This window comes from Microbispora sp. NBC_01389 (assembly GCF_045040095.1).
In the GTDB taxonomy this organism is placed as follows: Bacteria; Actinomycetota; Actinomycetes; order Streptosporangiales; family Streptosporangiaceae; genus Microbispora.
Genome location: NZ_CP109552.1, coordinates 5,686,627 through 5,703,467 on the forward strand (window position 1 = coordinate 5,686,627; position 16,841 = coordinate 5,703,467).

Below are 16,841 nucleotides of genomic sequence, written 5' to 3' on the forward strand. Positions count from 1 at the left end.
GATCCGTCACCGGAGGGCGGCGTCCGCCCGCGGGCGGCGGGCGTGGTAGACGAACGCGGGCGGCAGGTTGCGCCATACGGTGCGGCCCGCCACCACCTCCTCGAAGGAGGCGGTCAGCGCGCGGCGGAAGCGCAGTGCGGCGGGCAGCGCGCGGGCGTGGACGTAGGAGAAGGTCGTGAACGCGCCGCCCGGGGCGAGCGCGCCGACCGCCGCGCGTAGCAGCGCGGCCTGGTGACCGGCGGAGAACGCCGCCCAGGGCAGCCCGCTGACGATCACGTCGGCCGCGGCCAGCCCCCGCTCGGCGAGCAGGGCGGGCAGGTCCGCGGCGCTGCCGACGACCAGGTCGACCTCCGGGTGGCGGGCCGACAGCCGTCCCGCCAGGAGCGGGTTGATCTCGACGGCCAGATGGCGTCCCCGTCCCGCGAGCCGCCGCCGGATCTCGGCGGTGAAGGGCCCGGTGCCCGGTCCCAGCTCCACCACGACGGGTTCGCCCCCCTCGGGCACCGGTGCGCACACCGCCCGAGACAGCCGGCGCGAACTGGGCGCGACCGCTCCGGTCGCGGCCGGGGAGCGCAGGAACTGGCCGAGGAGGACCGCTGACTCACTGTTCATGCCGGTCACGCTAGGCCGGGCCACGGCCCGATCGGCCCGCGGTACGGGCCGACCTGGCTGGCCGGTCGGCGTACGGAGAGCGGCCAGAAGGAGGAGGCGTGATCCTCCGGCCGGAGGAGCGGCGCCACCCCGGGAGTTCGGTAGCGTTCCCCCATGCGGCGGCCCTTCTCGCGTGGCCCGGTCCTCGACGTCTTCCTCGCGGTGAGCGGGACCGGTCTCGACGTGCTGGTCAGCGCGGGATCCTGGACGGGCCAGAGCGGTCCGGCCCCGGTGTGGGTGGGGCTGGGGCTCGCGCTGCTGGCCGGGCTGCCGATGGGGCTGGTGCGCCGCTGGCCCGGCCCGGTGGCCGTCTACCTGGCCGCGCTGCTGGTGGTCTGCGACCAGGTCGGCGCGTTCACCGTCAACACCGTCCAGATCCTGCTGCCCATCGCCGTCGGCGTGCTGGCCCGGGGGCGCGGCCGGCGCTGGACGGCGCCGGTGGCCGTGCTCGCCGTCGCCGCGACGGCCGTGAACCTCGCCGACCCCGGCATCGCGCTCACCGCGAACACCTGGTTCTACTCGGTCGGCCTGATCGCCGCCCCGGTGCTGATCGGCGGTTATCTGCGCACGCAGGCGGGGCGGCGCCGGGAGGACCCGGCCCCGCTGCTCGACCTCCTCCTCGCCGGCGGCGGGGTGGCGCTGGCGGTGCTCACCACCTGGCCGTACTGGCACAGCGGGGTGCCGCCGGTGTGGGCGGTCGCGCTCGGGGTCATGCTCGCGGGGCTCGCGCTGGGCGTCGTGCGGCACCTGCCCGGCGCGGTCCTGCTGCTGGAGAGCCTCACGCTGGTCGCCGCCGACCATTACGTCCCGAGGACCGGCAACAGCCTGCAGCTGCTCGCCCTGGTGGCCCTCGGCGTGTTCGCGACCCGCGCCGCCTGGCCGTGGCTCGCCGCGGCGTACGCGCTGACCTGCTTGGTCTCCGCCGTCGTGACCGTGGACGACCCCGCCGACGTCACCCCGTTCCGGGTGGTGGCGCTGATGACCATGGTGACCGCACCGGTGGCGATCGGCCGGTACGCCGGCGCGCGGCAGGCGCAGGCCCGGCACGCGGCCGAGCTGGCCGCCGAGCGGGCCAGAGCCGGGCGGCTGGCCGAGCGGGAGCGGATCGCCCGCGAGGTCCACGACATCGTGGCCCACCACGTAGGGGCGATGGTCCTGCGGGCGAGCGCGGCGCAGTACGCCGGGGCGGACGGCCCGGCCGCCGAGGCGCTGGCCGACATCCGGGAGACCGGGCACCGCGTCCTGGAGGACCTGCGCGGGCTGCTCACCGTGCTGCGCGATCCCGCCGAGGCGCTGCGCGACGACCTCCCGCTCGCGGACATGCTCGCCGACCCCGGCGACGTGCTGCGGGACGCGGTGGCGCGGATGTCGGCGGCCGGCCTGCAGGTGGACCTGCGGCAGTCGCCCGAGGCGGGCCTGGCCCCGCTGGTGCTGCGCGCGGCGGCGGCCAGGATCGTCCAGGAGGGGCTCACCAACGTGCTGAAACACGCGGGGCCCGGCGCCCGCGCCGAGGTCGGCGTGCGGACGCGCGAGGGCGCGCTGGTGGTGGAGGTGCGCAACGGCCCCGGTCCGGCCCGCCCGCCGGAGGCGCTGCCGTCCCACGGCCAGGGCATCGCGGGCATGCGGGAGCGTGCCCGCGCCTTCGGGGGGCGCGTCACCGCCGGCCCGGCCGGGGACGGCGGGTGGCGGCTGACCGCCTCGCTGCCCATCCCGCCCGAAGGTGCGTGTGAGAGCCCGCCCGACCGCCGTATGAGGGGGAGACTCGCGTGATCCGCGTCGTCGTCGCCGACGACCAGGCCCTCGTTCGGGCCGGCGTCCGCATGATGCTGGAGGCGGCCGGGGACATGGAGGTGTGCGGCGAGGCCGCCGACGGCGCCGAGGCCGTGCGGCTGGCCGAGCGGCACCGTCCCGACGTCGTGCTGATGGACCTGCGCATGCCGCGCGTCGACGGGCTGGAGGCCACCCGCAGGATCCTCGCCGCCCGGCCGTCCGCCCGGATCGTCGTGCTCACCACGTTCGCCGAGGACGAGAACCTCTACGCCGCGCTGGGCGCGGGCGCGCTCGGGTTCCTCGTCAAGGACGACCCGCCCGCCCACATGGTCGAGGCCGTGCGGCGGGCCGCGGCGGGGGAGCCCCCGCTCGCGCCGTCGGTCCTGCGGCGGGTCGTCGAGCGGGCCCTGGCCGCCGAGCGGCAGACGCTGCCGCCGCCCGCGGCCCTGACCGAGCGCGAGGCGCAGGTGCTGACGCTGATCGGTGTGGGCCTGTCCAACGCGGAGATCGCCGGGCGGCTGCACGTGGGCGTCACGACCGTGAAGAGCCACGTCGCCGCGCTCATCGAGAAGCTGGGCCTGCGCAACCGCGCGCAGGCGGCGGTGATGGCGCACCGGTTCGGGTTGGTGGACGCCGCCTTCACCCCCGTGGCTCCTTCGCGGGAGGGCCCCCGCCGGTGATCGGCCACAAGCGACCGTTTAGCCGCTCCCAAGGTCGTGTGAAGCGGGCGTCGAGAGGGCCCTCCTAGCGTCTGTGTCAGGCGCCCGATCGGGTGCCTCCCCATCGCAGAACGCGCCGTCCCCGGACGGCGGGAGGGATCACCATGTCCAAGATCAGAATCGACGACATCGCGGCGGCCGGGCCGGAGCTCGACGAGGGAGACCTCCGCTTCGTCAACGGCGGCCGGAAGTTCGAGTGGTCGAGCCAGGTCATGACCCCGGACGGCAGCATCGACGCCAAGGACCTCGACTTCTGAGCGACCGCTTCCGAATGACCGTTTCCGAGTGACCGCGCGGGGCGCCCTTCCGGCGCCCCGCGCCCGATCGGGAAGCCCGATCAGGAAACCGGCCCAGAAAGGGCGAGAGATGTCCGGCGAAATACTCATCCTCACGATCGACGGAGACTCCCATGCGGAGCACGTGGCCCGTCTGCTGACCGCGCGGGGGGCGGCCGCGGTCGTCTTCGACCCGGCCGGCTATCCGGTCCGCGCGGTGCTCGACGCGGCTTACCACCGCGACGGGCGGGTGCGGCGGCGGCTGCGCACGGAGACGGCGGACGTCGATCTCGATCACCTGACGGCGTTGTGGTTCCGCCGTCCCCAGGCTCCCGTCGCGCACCCCGAGATCGCCGACCCGGTGGCACGTGCGCACATCGAGCAGGAGTGCGCGGCGTTCGCCGGAGACCTGTGGGAGCAGCTCGGCTGCCGCATGGTCCCCGCGCCCAGGGAGCGGGTGAGGCTGGCCCAGCGCAAGTCGTCACAGCTGGTCCTGGCCGGTCGTCTCGGATTCGAGCTGCCGGACACGCTGATCACCAACGACCCCGGCGAGTTCCTGGACTTCTACAACCGGCACCGGGGCCGCGTCATCACCAAGCCCCTGGGCGTTCCCACGAGGTCCCGCGCCGACGGCGAGGGCGTGGCCCGGATGTCGGAGCCGGTGTCCACCCGGGACGTGACGTACGCGGACGCGATCAGGTTCGGCCCGGTCGTCATCCAGGAGTACGTGCCCAAGCGGGTCGAACTCCGGGTGACCGTCGTGGGGCGGGCCGTCTTCGCGGCGGAGATCCACTCGCAGGAGAGCAATCACACGAGGCTCGACTGGCGCCGCTACGACCCGGGCGGCACCCGCCATGAGGTGCACGAGCTGCCGCCGGAGGTGACCGGGCGCTGCGTGCGGATCGTGCGGCGGCTCGGCCTGCGCTACGGAGCGATCGATCTGATTCTCACTCCCGACGGGCGCTACGTCTTCCTCGAAGTCAACCCCAGTGGCCAGTGGCTCTGGATCGAGAAGGCCACGGGCCTGCCGATCGGCGCGGCGTTGTGTGATCTGTTGATGTACGGCACGGTCGGAGAGGAGACCGCGCATGCTGCCGGACGCCCTTGAAACCCTCCGCGGCCTGGACGGCGTCGACCCGTCGGAGGCCCGGGAGCGCCTGCGGGAGCTGCGGGAGCGCCACCCCGGTGTGCGCTTCCGGCTGCTGTGGCAGCGGGAGGACTACGACGACTCGCTCCACTACGACCTTCTGATCAAACGGCCGGGGGAGGGGACCGTGTCGCTGTCCTGGTGCCCCGACCGCGCCCTGCCCTGGCCCCTGCGGGGCGTGCAGCGAGCCGGAGAGATGCTGCTGCTGCGGATCGACGGAGTCGGGGTCAAGGTGGCCGACGCGGTCGCCTGGCTCGACTTCCTGTGGGACGAGGCCCGGCTGGTGGACCGGATCGTCGCCGCCGCCCTTGTCCAGGCGGAGATGGAGGAGGCGCCGGTAGAGCTCTCCGGCGACGAGGTCCAGGAGGCGGTGGACGCGTTCCGGCGCGCCCGGGGACTGCTCACCGCGGAACGGACGCGCGAGTGGATGGACCGCCGCTCCCTCACTGCGGTGGATCTCCAGGAGCTGGTCGCGGGGGAGGTGGCCGCCGCCCGCGTCCGCGAGCGGGTCACGGCCGGACGGGTCGAGCCGTACTTCGAGGAGCACCGGGAGGAGTTCGGCACGGCCCGGGTCGCCCGCCTCACCTTTCCCGGCTCCGAGGCGGCCCGGCGGGCGGCGGCCGAGATCGACGCCGGAGCCGGCTTCTTCGCGCTGGCGGAGGGGGCGCGCGGCGCCCGGCTGGTCGTCGAGGACGTGCCCGCGGCCGAGACGGGCGGCGCCCGCCCCGGCGACGTCGTCTCGCCCGCCCCGGACGTCCTGCTCAAGGTGCTCTCGGTGGCCGGCGCCGAGCTCGACGCGGGCACGCGCCGCCGCGTCGAACGGCGGGTCTTCGACCTGTGGATCGACGAACGCCGCCGGGCCGCGAAGATCGAATGGTTCTGGGGAACCACGGCGCGGACCGGCACGCGGTGAACAGGCGGATCTTTCGCGCCGAGGCGCTGCGCCGCCACGCCGCCCCGCCGTCCGCCCCGGCCGCTGCGAAGGAGGTCGGCGACCGTGCGCTCGTCCTGCTCTGGTGCGCGGTCGCGGTGCTCGCCTCGGGGCTGGCCGTGCTCACCGCTGCGGTCCTGGGGGGTGACGGGTGAGACGGGTCCCGGTCCTTCTGCAGAGCTCGGCGACCGAGTGCGGCGCGGCCTGCCTGGCCGTGATCCTGTCCTTCCACGGCCACCGCACCACCGTGCAGGAGGTCGCCGACCGCCTCCAGGTGGGCCGGGACGGCCTGAGCGCGCTGGCCGTCGTCCGCGCCGCGCGGGAGTTCGGCCTGAAGGCCAGGGCGTTCTCGCTGGAGCCGGCCGGCCTCGGGCGGGTGCCCATGCCCGCGATCGTCCACTGGGAGTTCCAGCACTTCGTGGTGGTGGAGCGGTGGACCCCCGATCACGTGGACATCGTGGACCCCGGCCAGGGACGCAGGCGGCTCACGCCCGCCGAGTTCGACGCCGGGTTCACCGGTGTGCTGCTGGCGTTCGAGCCGGAGCCCGGGTTCCGCCGCGGCCGGTCCGGCGCCGCGCGGGCGTGGCGGCGCGACTTCCTGCGCACCCTGGTGTTCCGCAGGAAGGGCCTGCTCACCCAGGTGCTCGCGGCGTCGGTGCTGCTCCAGGTGCTCGGCCTGGGGCTCGCGACGGCGTTCCAGGTAGTCGTCGACCGGGTCCTCCCACGCCGGGACTCCGGGCTTCTCGCGCTCCTCGGCGTGGCCGTGCTGGTCGCCGTGGTCACCCAGTTCGCGGTGGGCTACCTGCGTTCGGTGCTGCTCGTCGCGCTCCGCTCGCGCACCGACGGCGAGGTGACGCGGAATCTGGTGTCGCACCTTGTCGCGCTGCCGTACCGGTACTTCGCGGTGCGCGGCAAGGGAGATCTGGTGAACCGGTCGAACAGCGTCATCGCCCTGCGCGAGACGCTGACCGGGCAGATCCTCTCGTCGTTGCTCGACGGGCCGCTCGCCCTGGTCTACCTGCTGCTCGTCTTCGCCCGGGACCCGGTCTTCGGCGCCTTCCTCGCGCTGCTCGCCGCGGGGCAGGCCGCCCTCCTGCTCGGCACCGCCCGCCGGGTGGGCGAGCTGACCAGGCACGAGCTGGCCGCTCTCGCCGTCACCCAGGGCCGGCTGATGGAGGCCGTCGGCGGCATCGAGACGCTCAAGGCGTCCGGGGCCGAGCCGCGGGCGATGCGGCGCTGGTCGGACCTGTTCGCCCGGCAACTCGACGCCGACGTGCGGGGAGGGCTCGTCCGGGGGCTCGTCGAGGCGGCGCTCGGGGCGGTGCGCCATCTCGCGCCGCTGGGGCTGCTGTGGGTCGGCGCGTGGCGGGTGCTCGACGGGTCGCTGAGCCTCGGGACGCTGCTCGCGCTGAACGCCCTGGCCACCGCCGCGCTCACCCCGATCGGCTCGCTGATGACCAGCCTGCGCGGCCTTCAGCAGGCCGGGGCGCACTTCGACCGGCTGTCGGACATCCTCGCCGCCGAGCCCGAGCCGTCGACGGGGATCGAGGTGCTGCGGCTGCGCGGCGGCATCGAGCTGCGCGGGGTGTGTTTCCGCCACGACCCGCGCGGCTCGTGGACCCTGCGCGACGTCTCACTGGTCGTGCGGCCGGGGCAGAAGGTCGCGCTGGTCGGTCCCTCGGGATCGGGCAAGAGCACACTCGCCCGCCTCCTGCTCGCCCTGTACCAGCCGACGGCCGGGGAGATCCGGTACGACGGCGTTCCCGCGGCCGAGCTCAACCCGCGATCGCTGCGCCGCCAGTTCGGTGTGGTCACCCAGGAGCCGTCGCTGTTCACCGGGACGATCCGGGAGAACATCGCGCTCAACCTCCCCGAGGCCGGCCTGGACCGGATCGCCGAGGCGGCCCGGACCGCGGGCCTGCACGACGAGATCATGGCGATGCCGATGGGCTACGAGACGATCCTGGTCGAGGGCGGCGGCCTGTCGGGTGGGCAGCGCCAGCGCCTCGCCCTGGCCCGCGCGCTGCTGCCCCGCCCCAGGGTGCTGCTGCTCGACGAGGCGACCAGCAACCTGGACAGCGCGACCGAGGCCGGCATCGAGGCGCGGCTGTCCCGCCTGACGCAGACCCGCATCGTGATCGCGCACCGGCTGAGCACGGTGCGGGACGCCGACCTGATCCTGGTCGTCGAGGGCGGCACGGTGGTGGAGCGGGGCACCCACGAGGAGCTGCTGGCCCTGCGCGGGCGCTACACCCGGCTCGTCGCCGCGCAGACGGCCCCCGCCCCGGCCGCCGCTCCGCGGAACGGCCGGGATACCGGCATGTAGGGTCTGGGGCGTGAACGCTGCCGAGGACCGGATCTGGACGGTTCCCAACCTGCTGAGCGCGCTGCGGCTGCTCGGCGTCCCCGTCTTCCTCTGGCTCGTGCTGGGCCCCCGGGCCGACGGATGGGCCGTCGCGCTGCTGATGCTCGCGGGCTTCAGCGACTGGCTCGACGGCAAGCTCGCCCGCGCGTGGAACCAGACCAGCAGGCTCGGCCGCCTCATCGACCCGCTCGCCGACCGGCTCTACATCCTCGCCACGCTGGTCGGCCTGGTCCTGCGGGGCGTCATCCCCTGGTGGCTGGCGCTCGCGGTGCCGCTGCGCGACATCCTGCTGCTGTGGATGCCGCCCGTCCTGCGGCGGCACGGCTACGGCCCGGCCCTGCCCGTCCACTTCCTCGGCAAGGCCGGCACCGCCGCCCTCATGTACGCGTTCCCGCTGCTGTTCCTCGCCTCCCACGAGGGCTGGTACGCCGAGATTGCCGCGATCTTCGGATGGGCCTTCGCCATCTGGGGAACTGGTCTGTATTGGTGGGCGGGGGTGTTGTATGTCGTACAGGTGCGCCAGCTAACGAAGGGGTGACCCGTGAAGGCCGTCGTCATGGCGGGCGGGGAGGGGACACGGCTGCGGCCGATGACCGCCAACCAGCCCAAGCCCCTGCTGCCCATCATCAACCGGCCGATCATGGAGCATGTGCTGCGGCTGCTCAGACGGCACGGATACACCGAGGTCGTGGTGACCGTGCAGTTCCTCGCGGCGCTCATCCGCAACTACTTCGGCGACGGCGACGAGCTCGGCATGACCCTCCACTACGCCACGGAGGACGTCCCCCTCGGCACGGCGGGCAGCGTGAAGAACGCCGCCGACAAGCTCCGCGAGGACCGGTTCCTGGTCATCTCCGGAGACGCGCTCACCGACATCGACCTGACCGACATGCTCCGCTTCCACCGGGAGAACCGGGCGCTGGTCACGATCGGGCTCAAGCGCGTGCCCAACCCGCTGGAGTTCGGGATCATCATCGTCGACGAGAACGGCCGCATCCAGCGCTTCCTGGAGAAGCCGACCTGGGGGCAGGTGTTCTCCGACACGGTCAACACCGGCGTCTACATCATGGAGCCGTCGGTCCTCGACGAGATCGCCCCCGGCCAGCCGGTCGACTGGTCGTCCGACATCTTCCCCCTCCTGCTGGAGCGGGGCTGCCGGCTGTTCGGCTACGTCGCCGAGGGCTACTGGGAGGACGTCGGCACGCACGAGAGCTACCTCAAGGCGCAGGCCGACGTGCTGGAGGGCAAGGTCAAGGTCGACTTCGACGCCTTCGAGCTGGCCCCGGGCGTGTGGGTCGCCGAGGGCGCCTCCGTCGACCCCGAGGCGGTGCTCAAGGGGCCCCTCTACATCGGCGACTACGCCAAGGTCGAGGCCGGGGCCGAGCTGCGGGAGTACACCGTGCTCGGCAGCAACGCGGTGGTCAAGGAGGGCGCCTTCCTGCACCGCGCGGTGGTCAGCGACAACGTGTACGTCGGCCCCGCCGCGCACCTGCGCGGGTGCGTGATCGGCAAGAACACCGACGTCATGACCGGCGCCCGGATCGAGGAGAACGCCGTCGTCGGTGACGATTGCGTCATCGAGGCCGAGGCGTACGTCTCCTCCGGGGTGAAGATCTACCCGTTCAAGACGATCGAGGCCGGCACCGTCGTCAACACCAGCGTGATCTGGGAGTCGCGCGGCCAGCGCAGCCTGTTCGGCCCCCGGGGCGTCTCCGGGCTGGTCAACGTGGAGATCACCCCCGAGCTGTGCGTACGGCTCGCCAGCGCGTACGCGACGACCCTGAAGAAGGGCGACACGGTGGTCACCGCCCGCGACGCCTCACGCGCGGCGCGGGCGCTGAAGCGCGCGGTGATCAGCGCGCTGAACTCCAGCGCGATCAACGTCGTCGACCTGGAGGCCGCCGCCCTGCCGGTGGCCCGGTTCAACACCTCCCGCGAGAACGTCAAGGGCGGCATCTTCCTGCGCACGACCGCGGGCGACCCGCAGAGCGTGGACATCGTGTTCATGGACGAGACGGGCTCTGACCTGTCGCAGGCGGCGCAGCGCAAGCTGGAGCGGGTCTTCACCCGGCAGGAGTACCGGCGGGCCTTCCCCGGCGAGATCGCCGAGCTGACGTTCCCGGCCAGGGCCGTCGACACCTACGCCAGGGAACTGCTGGCCTGCGTCGACATGTACGGCGTGAAGGACGCCGAGATGAAGGTCGTGGTCGACTGCGCCGGCGGCACGTCCTCGCTCGTGCTGCCCAGCCTGCTCGGCCGGGCCGGGGTCGACGTGCTGACCGTGAACAACCGCCTCGACGACGCCTCGCCCACCGAGACCCTCGCCGAGCGCCGCCGCGACCTGCAGCGCCTGGCGGACCTGGTCGCCTCCGCCCGGGCCGCCTTCGGCGTACGGTTCGACCCGGTGGGGGAGCGGGTCTCGCTGGTCGACGAGATGGGCCAGCTCATCAGCGAGGAGCGGGCGCTGCTCGTCGTGCTCGACCTGGTCGCGGCCGAGCGGCGCGGCGGCCGGGTGGCGCTGCCGGTCACCACGACCAGGGTGGCGGAGATGGTGTGCCGCTTCCACGGCGTGCAGGTCGACTGGACGGCCACCAGCCTCGACACGCTGACCCGGGCGGCCCGGCACCCCGACACGATCTTCGCGGGCGACGGGCGGGGCGGCTTCATCGTCCCGGAGTTCGGGCCGACCCTGGACGGCCTGGCGGTGTTCCTGCGCCTGCTCGGCCTGGTCGCGCGCACCCGGCTGTCGCTCAGCCAGATCGACGCCCGCATCCCGGAGGCCAGGCTGCTGAAGCGGACCGTGCCGACGCCGTGGGCGCACAAGGGGGCCGTGATGCGCTCGGTCGTCGAGGCCGCCGAGGGCCACCGCCTGGACACCACCGACGGCGTCCGCGTCGTCGAGGAGGACGGAAGCTGGGCGCTCGTGCTGCCCGACCCCGCCGAGGCCGTCACCCACCTGTGGGCCGAGGGCCACGACGTGGACGGCGCCCAGGCCCTCCTGGAACGCTGGGCCCACGTGGTCGAGCAGGCCGCCGGCTCCTGCTGAGCCCTGCTGACCCCTGCTAACCTCTGCTCCCTCTTTCGTGATCAGGATGGGATGTGGGGGATGCCTGTGTCGGGATGGACCTTGAACCTCCGTGGGCTGTAGCGTTGGTCAGTCCACGCCCAGGCGCGCTTCTTGACCTTTGTGCCTGATCAGCGTAAGTTGCGGCATTCGCAGTTTGAGCCAGAGCAGTTGAGCCAGTCCCAAGCAAGTCGTGAGAGAGGCCGAGCCGTTCGATGCCCAGCGTCTACTGCACGCAGTGCGGTCATGCCAACCCCGAGGATGCCCGTTTCTGTTCAAGGTGCGGTTCGCCGCTGAGCGCTCCGGCGCCCGTCGCAGCCGACACCACCTCGACGATCTCTCTGGAGGCGCTGGAGGCGGAGACGGGCCAGACGCTGCTGCCGGACCGGTCGGCGATCGAGCAGATGCCGCCCGGCACGGCTCTCCTGGTGGTCATGCGCGGCCCGAACGCGGGCAGCCGTTTTCTGCTCGACAGTGATCTCACCACGGCGGGTCGCCACCCGGAAAGCGACATTTTCCTGGACGATGTAACCGTGTCCAGGAGGCACGTCGAGTTCTACCGCCGCGGCGGCCAGTTCACGGTCCGCGACGTGGGGAGCCTGAACGGCACCTACGTCAACCGGGAACGCATCGAGGAGTCCCCGTTGCAGGGCGGCGACGAGGTGCAGATCGGCAAGTTCCGGCTGGTGTTCCTCACGCGTGGTCCTGGAGGGCTGTGATCGGTGAGGAGGAGAAGTCATGAGCGCACAGGCCGTACGGGCGTTCATGAGCATCGGAGAGGTGCTCGGCCTGCTGCAGGCCGAGTTCCCGGACGTGACCGTCTCCAAGATCCGGTTCCTGGAGGGCGAGGGGCTGATCGAGCCCCAGCGGAGCCCCTCGGGCTACCGCAAGTTCACCTACAACGACGTTGAGCGCCTGCGGTACATCCTGCGGGCGCAGCGTGACCAGTACCTGCCGCTCCGGGTGATCAAGGATCAGCTGGACGGTCAGGCGGCGCGCCCGCAGGGCGTCTCCGACGGCCCGCCGGCGGTGCGTCTCAGCAGGGACGAGCTCATCGAGGCCGCGGGCATCGACGAGGAGATCCTGGCCGAGCTGGAGAGCTTCGGCCTGGTCGCACCGGTCGCCCGCCGCTACGACGGCGAGGCGCTGGAGATCGCGCGCAGCGTGGGGGCGCTCGCGCGGTTCGGCCTGCGGGCGCGGCATCTCCGGGCGGTGCGGGCGCTGGTGGAGCGGGAGGCCGGCCTGATCGAGCAGGCGGTGGCGCCCGTGCTGCGCCGTAAGGCGACCGGAGCGATCGCGGAGGCCGACGAGACCGCCCGCGAGATGTCCGGGCTTCTCCAGGAACTGCACAATGCGTTGCTGCGTAGTAGCGTTCGTGGCGTTCTGGGCCGGTAGTGGTGGGCTGATGGGGCAGTGACCGGCACATCCGCTCCCTGGCGGGTGTTACGTTGAATGCCTGGTGATATGCCGCGACGCTTGAGACGGAGCCGCCCGTGTTGCAGATGGAGGTCGTGGGGGTTCGCGTTGAGATGCCCACAAACCAGCCGATCGTGCTCCTGAAGGAGGCGAGCGGTGATCGGTACCTGCCGATCTGGATAGGCATGACCGAGGCGACCGCCATCGCGCTGGCCCAGGCGGAGGAGCCCCCGCCCAGGCCGCTGACCCACGACCTGTTCCGCGATGTGCTTGAGGCGCTGGGGGTGCGGTTGCGCACCGTCAACATCGTCGCGCTCCGTGACGGGATCTTCTTCGCCGACCTGGTGTTCTCGAACGGGGTCGAGGTGAGCGCCCGCCCTTCGGACTCGATCGCGCTGGCGTTGCGTACGGGAGCGACGATCTACGCGAGTGAGGACGTGATCCAGGAGGCGGGTGTGAGCATGCCCGACGACCAGGAGGACGAAGTGGAGAAGTTCCGCGAGTTCCTGGACAAAATCACACCGGAAGACTTCGGGCGAGCGGGCTGACGTGCCGCACGATTTCGGGAAATTACGCTTCACGACGCGCCGGACGGGGTCGTTGACTGACGATGCCCCCGGTCCTACGGTGCAAGGGAAACCACGGTTGTAATTCGCGAACCCCCAGATCAGACCGTGGGATGAGAGAAAGCCGGAGGTCCGCAGTGGCGGTCAGCAGCGGCGAGGGTAGGCCGGCCGGCCAGCACGACCCGGTTCGGCGGGCGGCACGCGAGCGCGCCGGTGAACAGGGTCTGCTGTTCGACGAGCAGCCGACGGCGCTGCCCGAGAACATCGGGTACCGCGGGCCGACGGCGTGCGCGGCGGCCGGGATCACCTACCGGCAGCTCGACTACTGGGCCCGGACCGAACTGGTGCTCCCGACCATAAGAGCAGCTCAGGGGTCCGGTTCGCAGCGACTCTACAGCTTCCGCGACATCCTCGTCCTGAAGGTCGTCAAACGTCTCCTCGACACCGGGGTCTCCCTCCAGCAGATCCGCACCGCCGTACGGCACCTGCGCGACCGCGGCGTCAACGACCTGGCTCAGATCACCCTGATGAGCGACGGCGTGAGCGTCTACGAGTGCACCAGCGCCGACGAGGTGATCGACCTGCTGCAGGGCGGCCAGGGCGTGTTCGGCATCGCACTCGGGCGGGTCTGGCGGGAGGTGGAGGGCTCCCTGGCCGAGCTGCCGGGTGAGCGCGCGGAGTCCGCCCCGGATGCGGAGGGAGACCATCCCGCCGACGAGCTGGCCCGCCGCAGGAAGGCCCGCAAGACCGGCTGAGAAACGGGTACAACGGAAGTAACCGGGTAGAGTGGACACGGCCGACGACCTCGTGCGGGAGAGACCCCTGAAGTTGCAGGGGCGCCGAAGGAGCAAACCTCCCCGGAAACTCTCAGGCATCCGTACCGCACGGACGAGGCGACTCTGAAAAGCAGGCCCGCCGGCCAGGCGGCGCCTCACCGAAGGGGAAAGCCGGGCCGGGCGGCCCGGTGAAGCTCTCAGGTCCGATGACAGAGGGGGAGACCGCATCACGACCGGTCGCGCCCACGGGCGCGAGGCGGTCGCCGCAGGTCTCGACCCGCCCAGGAGGCCCCTGTCATGACCGACCGCTCGACGCTTGAGGATCTTTCCGCCCCGCCCTTCGCGACCCGCCACATCGGTCCTTCCGACACCGACCGCTCCCGCATGCTGGAGGCCGTCGGCTACGAGTCGACGGCCGACCTGCTCGCCGTGGCCGTGCCCGAGGCGATCCGCACGCGGAGCCCGCTGAACCTGCCCGAGGCGGCGGGGGAGGCCGAGGCGCTGGCCGAGCTGCGCGCGATCGCCGCCCGCAACCGGGTGCTGACCCCGATGATCGGCCTGGGGTACCACGACACGATCACTCCGGGGGTCGTCCTCCGCAACGTGCTGGAGAACCCGGGCTGGTACACCGCGTACACGCCTTACCAGCCGGAGATCTCGCAGGGGCGGCTGGAGGCCCTGCTGAACTTCCAGACGGTCGTGTCGGACCTCACCGGCCTCGACGTCGCGGGCGCGTCCCTGCTGGACGAGGCGACCGCCGCGGCCGAGGCGATGACGCTGGCGCGGCGCGCGAGCAAGGTCGGGGCGGACGTCTTCGTGGTCGACGCCGACGCGCTGCCGCAGACCAAGGCCGTGCTGGCGACCCGCGCGGAGCCGCTCGGCATCACGCTGGTGGAGTCGGACCTCGTCGGCGACCTGCCCGAGTGCTTCGGCGTCCTCGTCCAGTATCCGGGCGCGAGCGGCCGCGTGGCGTCCTTCCGGGCGCTGGCCGGGCGGGCGCACGCCGCCGGCGCGCTGCTCGTCGCGTCGGCCGACCTGCTGGCCCTGACCCTGCTGGAACCCCCGGGCGAGCAGGGCGCCGACATCGCCGTCGGCTCCTCCCAGCGCTTCGGCGTCCCGCTGGGCTACGGCGGCCCCCACGCGGCCTACATGGCGGTCCGCGAGGGCCTGCAGCGGCAGATGCCGGGCCGCCTGGTCGGCGTCTCGGTGGACGCCGACGGCCGTACGGCCTACCGGCTGGCCCTGCAGACCCGCGAGCAGCACATCCGGCGGGAGAGGGCCACCAGCAACATCTGTACCGCGCAGGTCCTGCTCGCCGTCATGGCCTCGATGTACGCCGTCTACCACGGCCCGGACGGCCTCCGGAGGATCGCCCAGCGGGCGCACCGGCACGCGGCCGTCCTCGCCGCCGGGCTGCGCGAGGGGGGCGTGAAGATCGTCCACGACGAGTTCTTCGACACCGTGCTCGCCCGCGTGCCGGGCCGGGCGGAGCGGGTCGTGGCCGCCGCCGCCGAGCGGGGCGTCAACCTCCGCCTGGCGGACGCCGACCATGTCGGCGTGGCCTGCGACGAGAAGACCGCCGTCGCCCACCTGCGGGCTGTCTGGGAGGCCTTCGGCGTGCCGGGGACCGTGGTGGAGGACATCGACCGGGCGACCTCCGACGCGATTCCCGCGGGCCTGCAGCGGACCTCCGGCTTCCTCACCCACCGGGTCTTCCACTCCCACCGCTCCGAGACGGCCATGCTGCGCTACCTGCGGCGCCTGCAGGACAGGGACGTCGCGCTCGACCGGTCGATGATCCCGCTGGGCTCCTGCACGATGAAACTCAACGCGACCACCGAGATGGAGCCGGTCACCTGGCCGGAGTTCGCCGCGATCCACCCGTTCGCGCCGGCGGAGCAGGCCGAGGGGTACGCCGAGCTGATCGCGGCCCTGGAGGGCTGGCTGGCCGAGGTCACCGGCTACGACCGGGTGTCGATCCAGCCCAACGCCGGCTCGCAGGGCGAGTTCGCCGGGCTGCTGGCGATCAGGGCCTATCACCGCTCCCGGGGCGAGGACGGCCGCGACGTCTGCCTCATCCCGTCGTCCGCCCACGGCACCAACGCCGCCAGCGCCGTCATGGCGGGCATGCGGGTCGTCGTGGTGGCCTGCGACGAGAGCGGCAACGTCGACCTCGCCGACCTCGCCGCGAAGATCGGCAAGCACCGCGACACGCTCGCCGCGATCATGGTGACGTACCCGTCCACCCACGGCGTGTACGAGGAGACGATCGTCGAGATCTGCGAGCGGGTCCACGAGGCCGGCGGGCAGGTCTACGTGGACGGGGCCAACCTCAACGCGCTGGTCGGCCTGGCCCGGCTGGGCGAGTTCGGCGCGGACGTCTCCCACCTGAACCTGCACAAGACCTTCTGCATCCCGCACGGCGGCGGCGGGCCCGGCGTCGGCCCGGTCGCGGTCAAGGCCCACCTCGCGGAGCACCTGCCCGCGCACGTGTCGGCCGCGCCGTACGGCTCGGCGGGCATCCTGCCGATCTCCTGGGCGTACGTCCGGATGATGGGCGGCGACGGCCTCCGCCAGGCCACCGAGCAGGCGATCCTGTCGGCCAACTACCTGGCCCGGCGCCTCGCGCCGCACTACCCGGTCCTCTACGCCGGCCGGGACGGCCTGGTCGCGCACGAGTGCATCGTCGACCTGCGCCAGATCACCAAGGAGACCGGCGTCACCGTCGACGACGTGGCCAAGCGGCTGATCGACTACGGCTTCCACGCGCCCACGATGTCGTTCCCCGTCGCCGGGACGCTCATGATCGAGCCGACCGAGAGCGAGGACCTGGCCGAGCTCGACCGCTTCGCCGACGCGATGATCGCCATCCGGAGCGAGATCGCCAAGGTGTCGTCGGGCGAGTACGACAAGATCGACAACCCGCTGCGCAACGCGCCGCACACGGCCGAGTGCCTCACCGCCGGCGAGTGGGCCCACCCCTACTCGCGGGCCGTCGCGGCCTACCCCGTGCCCGGCCTGCGCGACGACAAGTACTGGCCGCCGGTGCGCCGCATCGACCAGGCGTACGGCGACCGCAACCTCGTCTGCTCCTGCCCGCCGCTGGACGCGTACGAGGACTGACCGGTTGCGCATGTCGGCCCCGCCCGGAGGCCGGGCTC

At 72.6% G+C, this 16,841-nt stretch carries 15 protein-coding genes and 1 riboswitch; of the genes, 14 read left to right on the forward strand and 1 reads right to left on the reverse strand.

Translation table 11 applies throughout. The features are described from left to right. Positions 1-6 precede the first annotated feature (6 nt). Positions 7-612: a class I SAM-dependent methyltransferase gene (locus OG344_RS25060; RefSeq protein ID WP_405085181.1), complete on the reverse strand. Its 606-nt coding sequence runs from the start codon at positions 610-612 to the stop codon at positions 7-9. Between the two features lie 153 nt (positions 613-765). Between OG344_RS25060 and OG344_RS25065 the strand changes: the two genes are divergently transcribed. The 14 genes from OG344_RS25065 (at position 766) to gcvP (ending at position 16,803) form a co-directional block, all read left to right on the forward strand. Next, on the forward strand, positions 766-2,421 hold the full coding sequence (locus OG344_RS25065) for a sensor histidine kinase (protein ID WP_405085182.1): 1,656 nt from the start codon (positions 766-768) through the stop codon (positions 2,419-2,421). Then, positions 2,418-3,101 (forward strand): response regulator, encoded by a 684-nt coding sequence (locus OG344_RS25070; RefSeq protein ID WP_405085183.1) that lies wholly within the window; start codon positions 2,418-2,420, stop codon positions 3,099-3,101. Before OG344_RS25065 ends, OG344_RS25070 begins: the two co-directional genes overlap by 4 nt. A gap of 143 nt (positions 3,102-3,244) precedes the next feature. Further along, complete coding sequence (locus OG344_RS25075; RefSeq protein ID WP_327045734.1) at positions 3,245-3,397, forward strand: putative ATP-grasp target RiPP; 153 nt, start codon at positions 3,245-3,247, stop codon at positions 3,395-3,397. 109 nt (positions 3,398-3,506) lie between these two features. Then, positions 3,507-4,523: an MvdC/MvdD family ATP grasp protein gene (locus tag OG344_RS25080; RefSeq protein WP_405085184.1), complete on the forward strand. Its 1,017-nt coding sequence runs from the start codon at positions 3,507-3,509 to the stop codon at positions 4,521-4,523. After that, complete coding sequence (locus OG344_RS25085; protein WP_405085185.1) at positions 4,504-5,475, forward strand: TIGR04500 family putative peptide maturation system protein; 972 nt, start codon at positions 4,504-4,506, stop codon at positions 5,473-5,475. Before OG344_RS25080 ends, OG344_RS25085 begins: the two co-directional genes overlap by 20 nt. Next, entirely contained in the window at positions 5,472-5,648 is a 177-nt protein-coding gene (locus OG344_RS25090; protein WP_405085186.1) for a hypothetical protein, read from the forward strand. Before OG344_RS25085 ends, OG344_RS25090 begins: the two co-directional genes overlap by 4 nt. Continuing rightward, positions 5,645-7,819: a peptidase domain-containing ABC transporter gene (locus OG344_RS25095; RefSeq protein ID WP_405085187.1), complete on the forward strand. Its 2,175-nt coding sequence runs from the start codon at positions 5,645-5,647 to the stop codon at positions 7,817-7,819. The genes OG344_RS25090 and OG344_RS25095 overlap by 4 nt, the downstream gene beginning before the upstream one ends. 10 nt (positions 7,820-7,829) lie before the next feature. Continuing rightward, positions 7,830-8,396, forward strand: a complete 567-nt coding sequence (locus OG344_RS25100; RefSeq protein WP_225311523.1) for a CDP-alcohol phosphatidyltransferase family protein — start codon at positions 7,830-7,832, stop codon at positions 8,394-8,396. Between the two features lie 3 nt (positions 8,397-8,399). Then, positions 8,400-10,904, forward strand: coding sequence for a sugar phosphate nucleotidyltransferase (locus OG344_RS25105; RefSeq protein ID WP_405085188.1), 2,505 nt, complete (start codon positions 8,400-8,402; stop codon positions 10,902-10,904). 233 nt (positions 10,905-11,137) lie between these two features. Continuing rightward, positions 11,138-11,641, forward strand: coding sequence for an FHA domain-containing protein (locus OG344_RS25110; protein WP_111698632.1), 504 nt, complete (start codon positions 11,138-11,140; stop codon positions 11,639-11,641). Between the two features lie 19 nt (positions 11,642-11,660). Next, entirely contained in the window at positions 11,661-12,317 is a 657-nt protein-coding gene (locus tag OG344_RS25115) for a MerR family transcriptional regulator (protein WP_405085189.1), read from the forward strand. Positions 12,318-12,415: 98 nt separating this feature from the next. Continuing rightward, positions 12,416-12,886: a bifunctional nuclease family protein gene (locus OG344_RS25120; RefSeq protein ID WP_111698626.1), complete on the forward strand. Its 471-nt coding sequence runs from the start codon at positions 12,416-12,418 to the stop codon at positions 12,884-12,886. Positions 12,887-13,041: 155 nt separating this feature from the next. Beyond that, on the forward strand, positions 13,042-13,659 hold the full coding sequence (locus OG344_RS25125; protein ID WP_405085190.1) for a MerR family transcriptional regulator: 618 nt from the start codon (positions 13,042-13,044) through the stop codon (positions 13,657-13,659). A 45-nt stretch (positions 13,660-13,704) separates the two neighbouring features. After that, a riboswitch (glycine riboswitch) is annotated at positions 13,705-13,797 on the forward strand. Positions 13,798-13,977: 180 nt separating this feature from the next. Next, positions 13,978-16,803 (forward strand): aminomethyl-transferring glycine dehydrogenase, encoded by a 2,826-nt coding sequence (gcvP, locus tag OG344_RS25130; RefSeq protein ID WP_405085191.1) that lies wholly within the window; start codon positions 13,978-13,980, stop codon positions 16,801-16,803. Positions 16,804-16,841 lie beyond the last annotated feature (38 nt).

Bases quoted from the DNA above. Each gene is read 5' to 3' on its own strand.
- OG344_RS25085 (WP_405085185.1), top strand. From the start codon at position 4,504: ATGCTGCCGGACGCCCTTGAAACCCTCCGCGGCCTGGACGGCGTCGAC.
- OG344_RS25080 (WP_405085184.1), top strand. From the start codon at position 3,507: ATGTCCGGCGAAATACTCATCCTCACGATCGACGGAGACTCCCATGCG.
- OG344_RS25065 (WP_405085182.1), top strand. From the start codon at position 766: ATGCGGCGGCCCTTCTCGCGTGGCCCGGTCCTCGACGTCTTCCTCGCG.
- gcvP (WP_405085191.1), top strand. From the start codon at position 13,978: ATGACCGACCGCTCGACGCTTGAGGATCTTTCCGCCCCGCCCTTCGCG.
- OG344_RS25115 (WP_405085189.1), top strand. From the start codon at position 11,661: ATGAGCGCACAGGCCGTACGGGCGTTCATGAGCATCGGAGAGGTGCTC.
- OG344_RS25110 (WP_111698632.1), top strand. From the start codon at position 11,138: ATGCCCAGCGTCTACTGCACGCAGTGCGGTCATGCCAACCCCGAGGAT.
- OG344_RS25075 (WP_327045734.1), top strand. From the start codon at position 3,245: ATGTCCAAGATCAGAATCGACGACATCGCGGCGGCCGGGCCGGAGCTC.
- OG344_RS25060 (WP_405085181.1), bottom strand. From the start codon at position 612: ATGAACAGTGAGTCAGCGGTCCTCCTCGGCCAGTTCCTGCGCTCCCCG.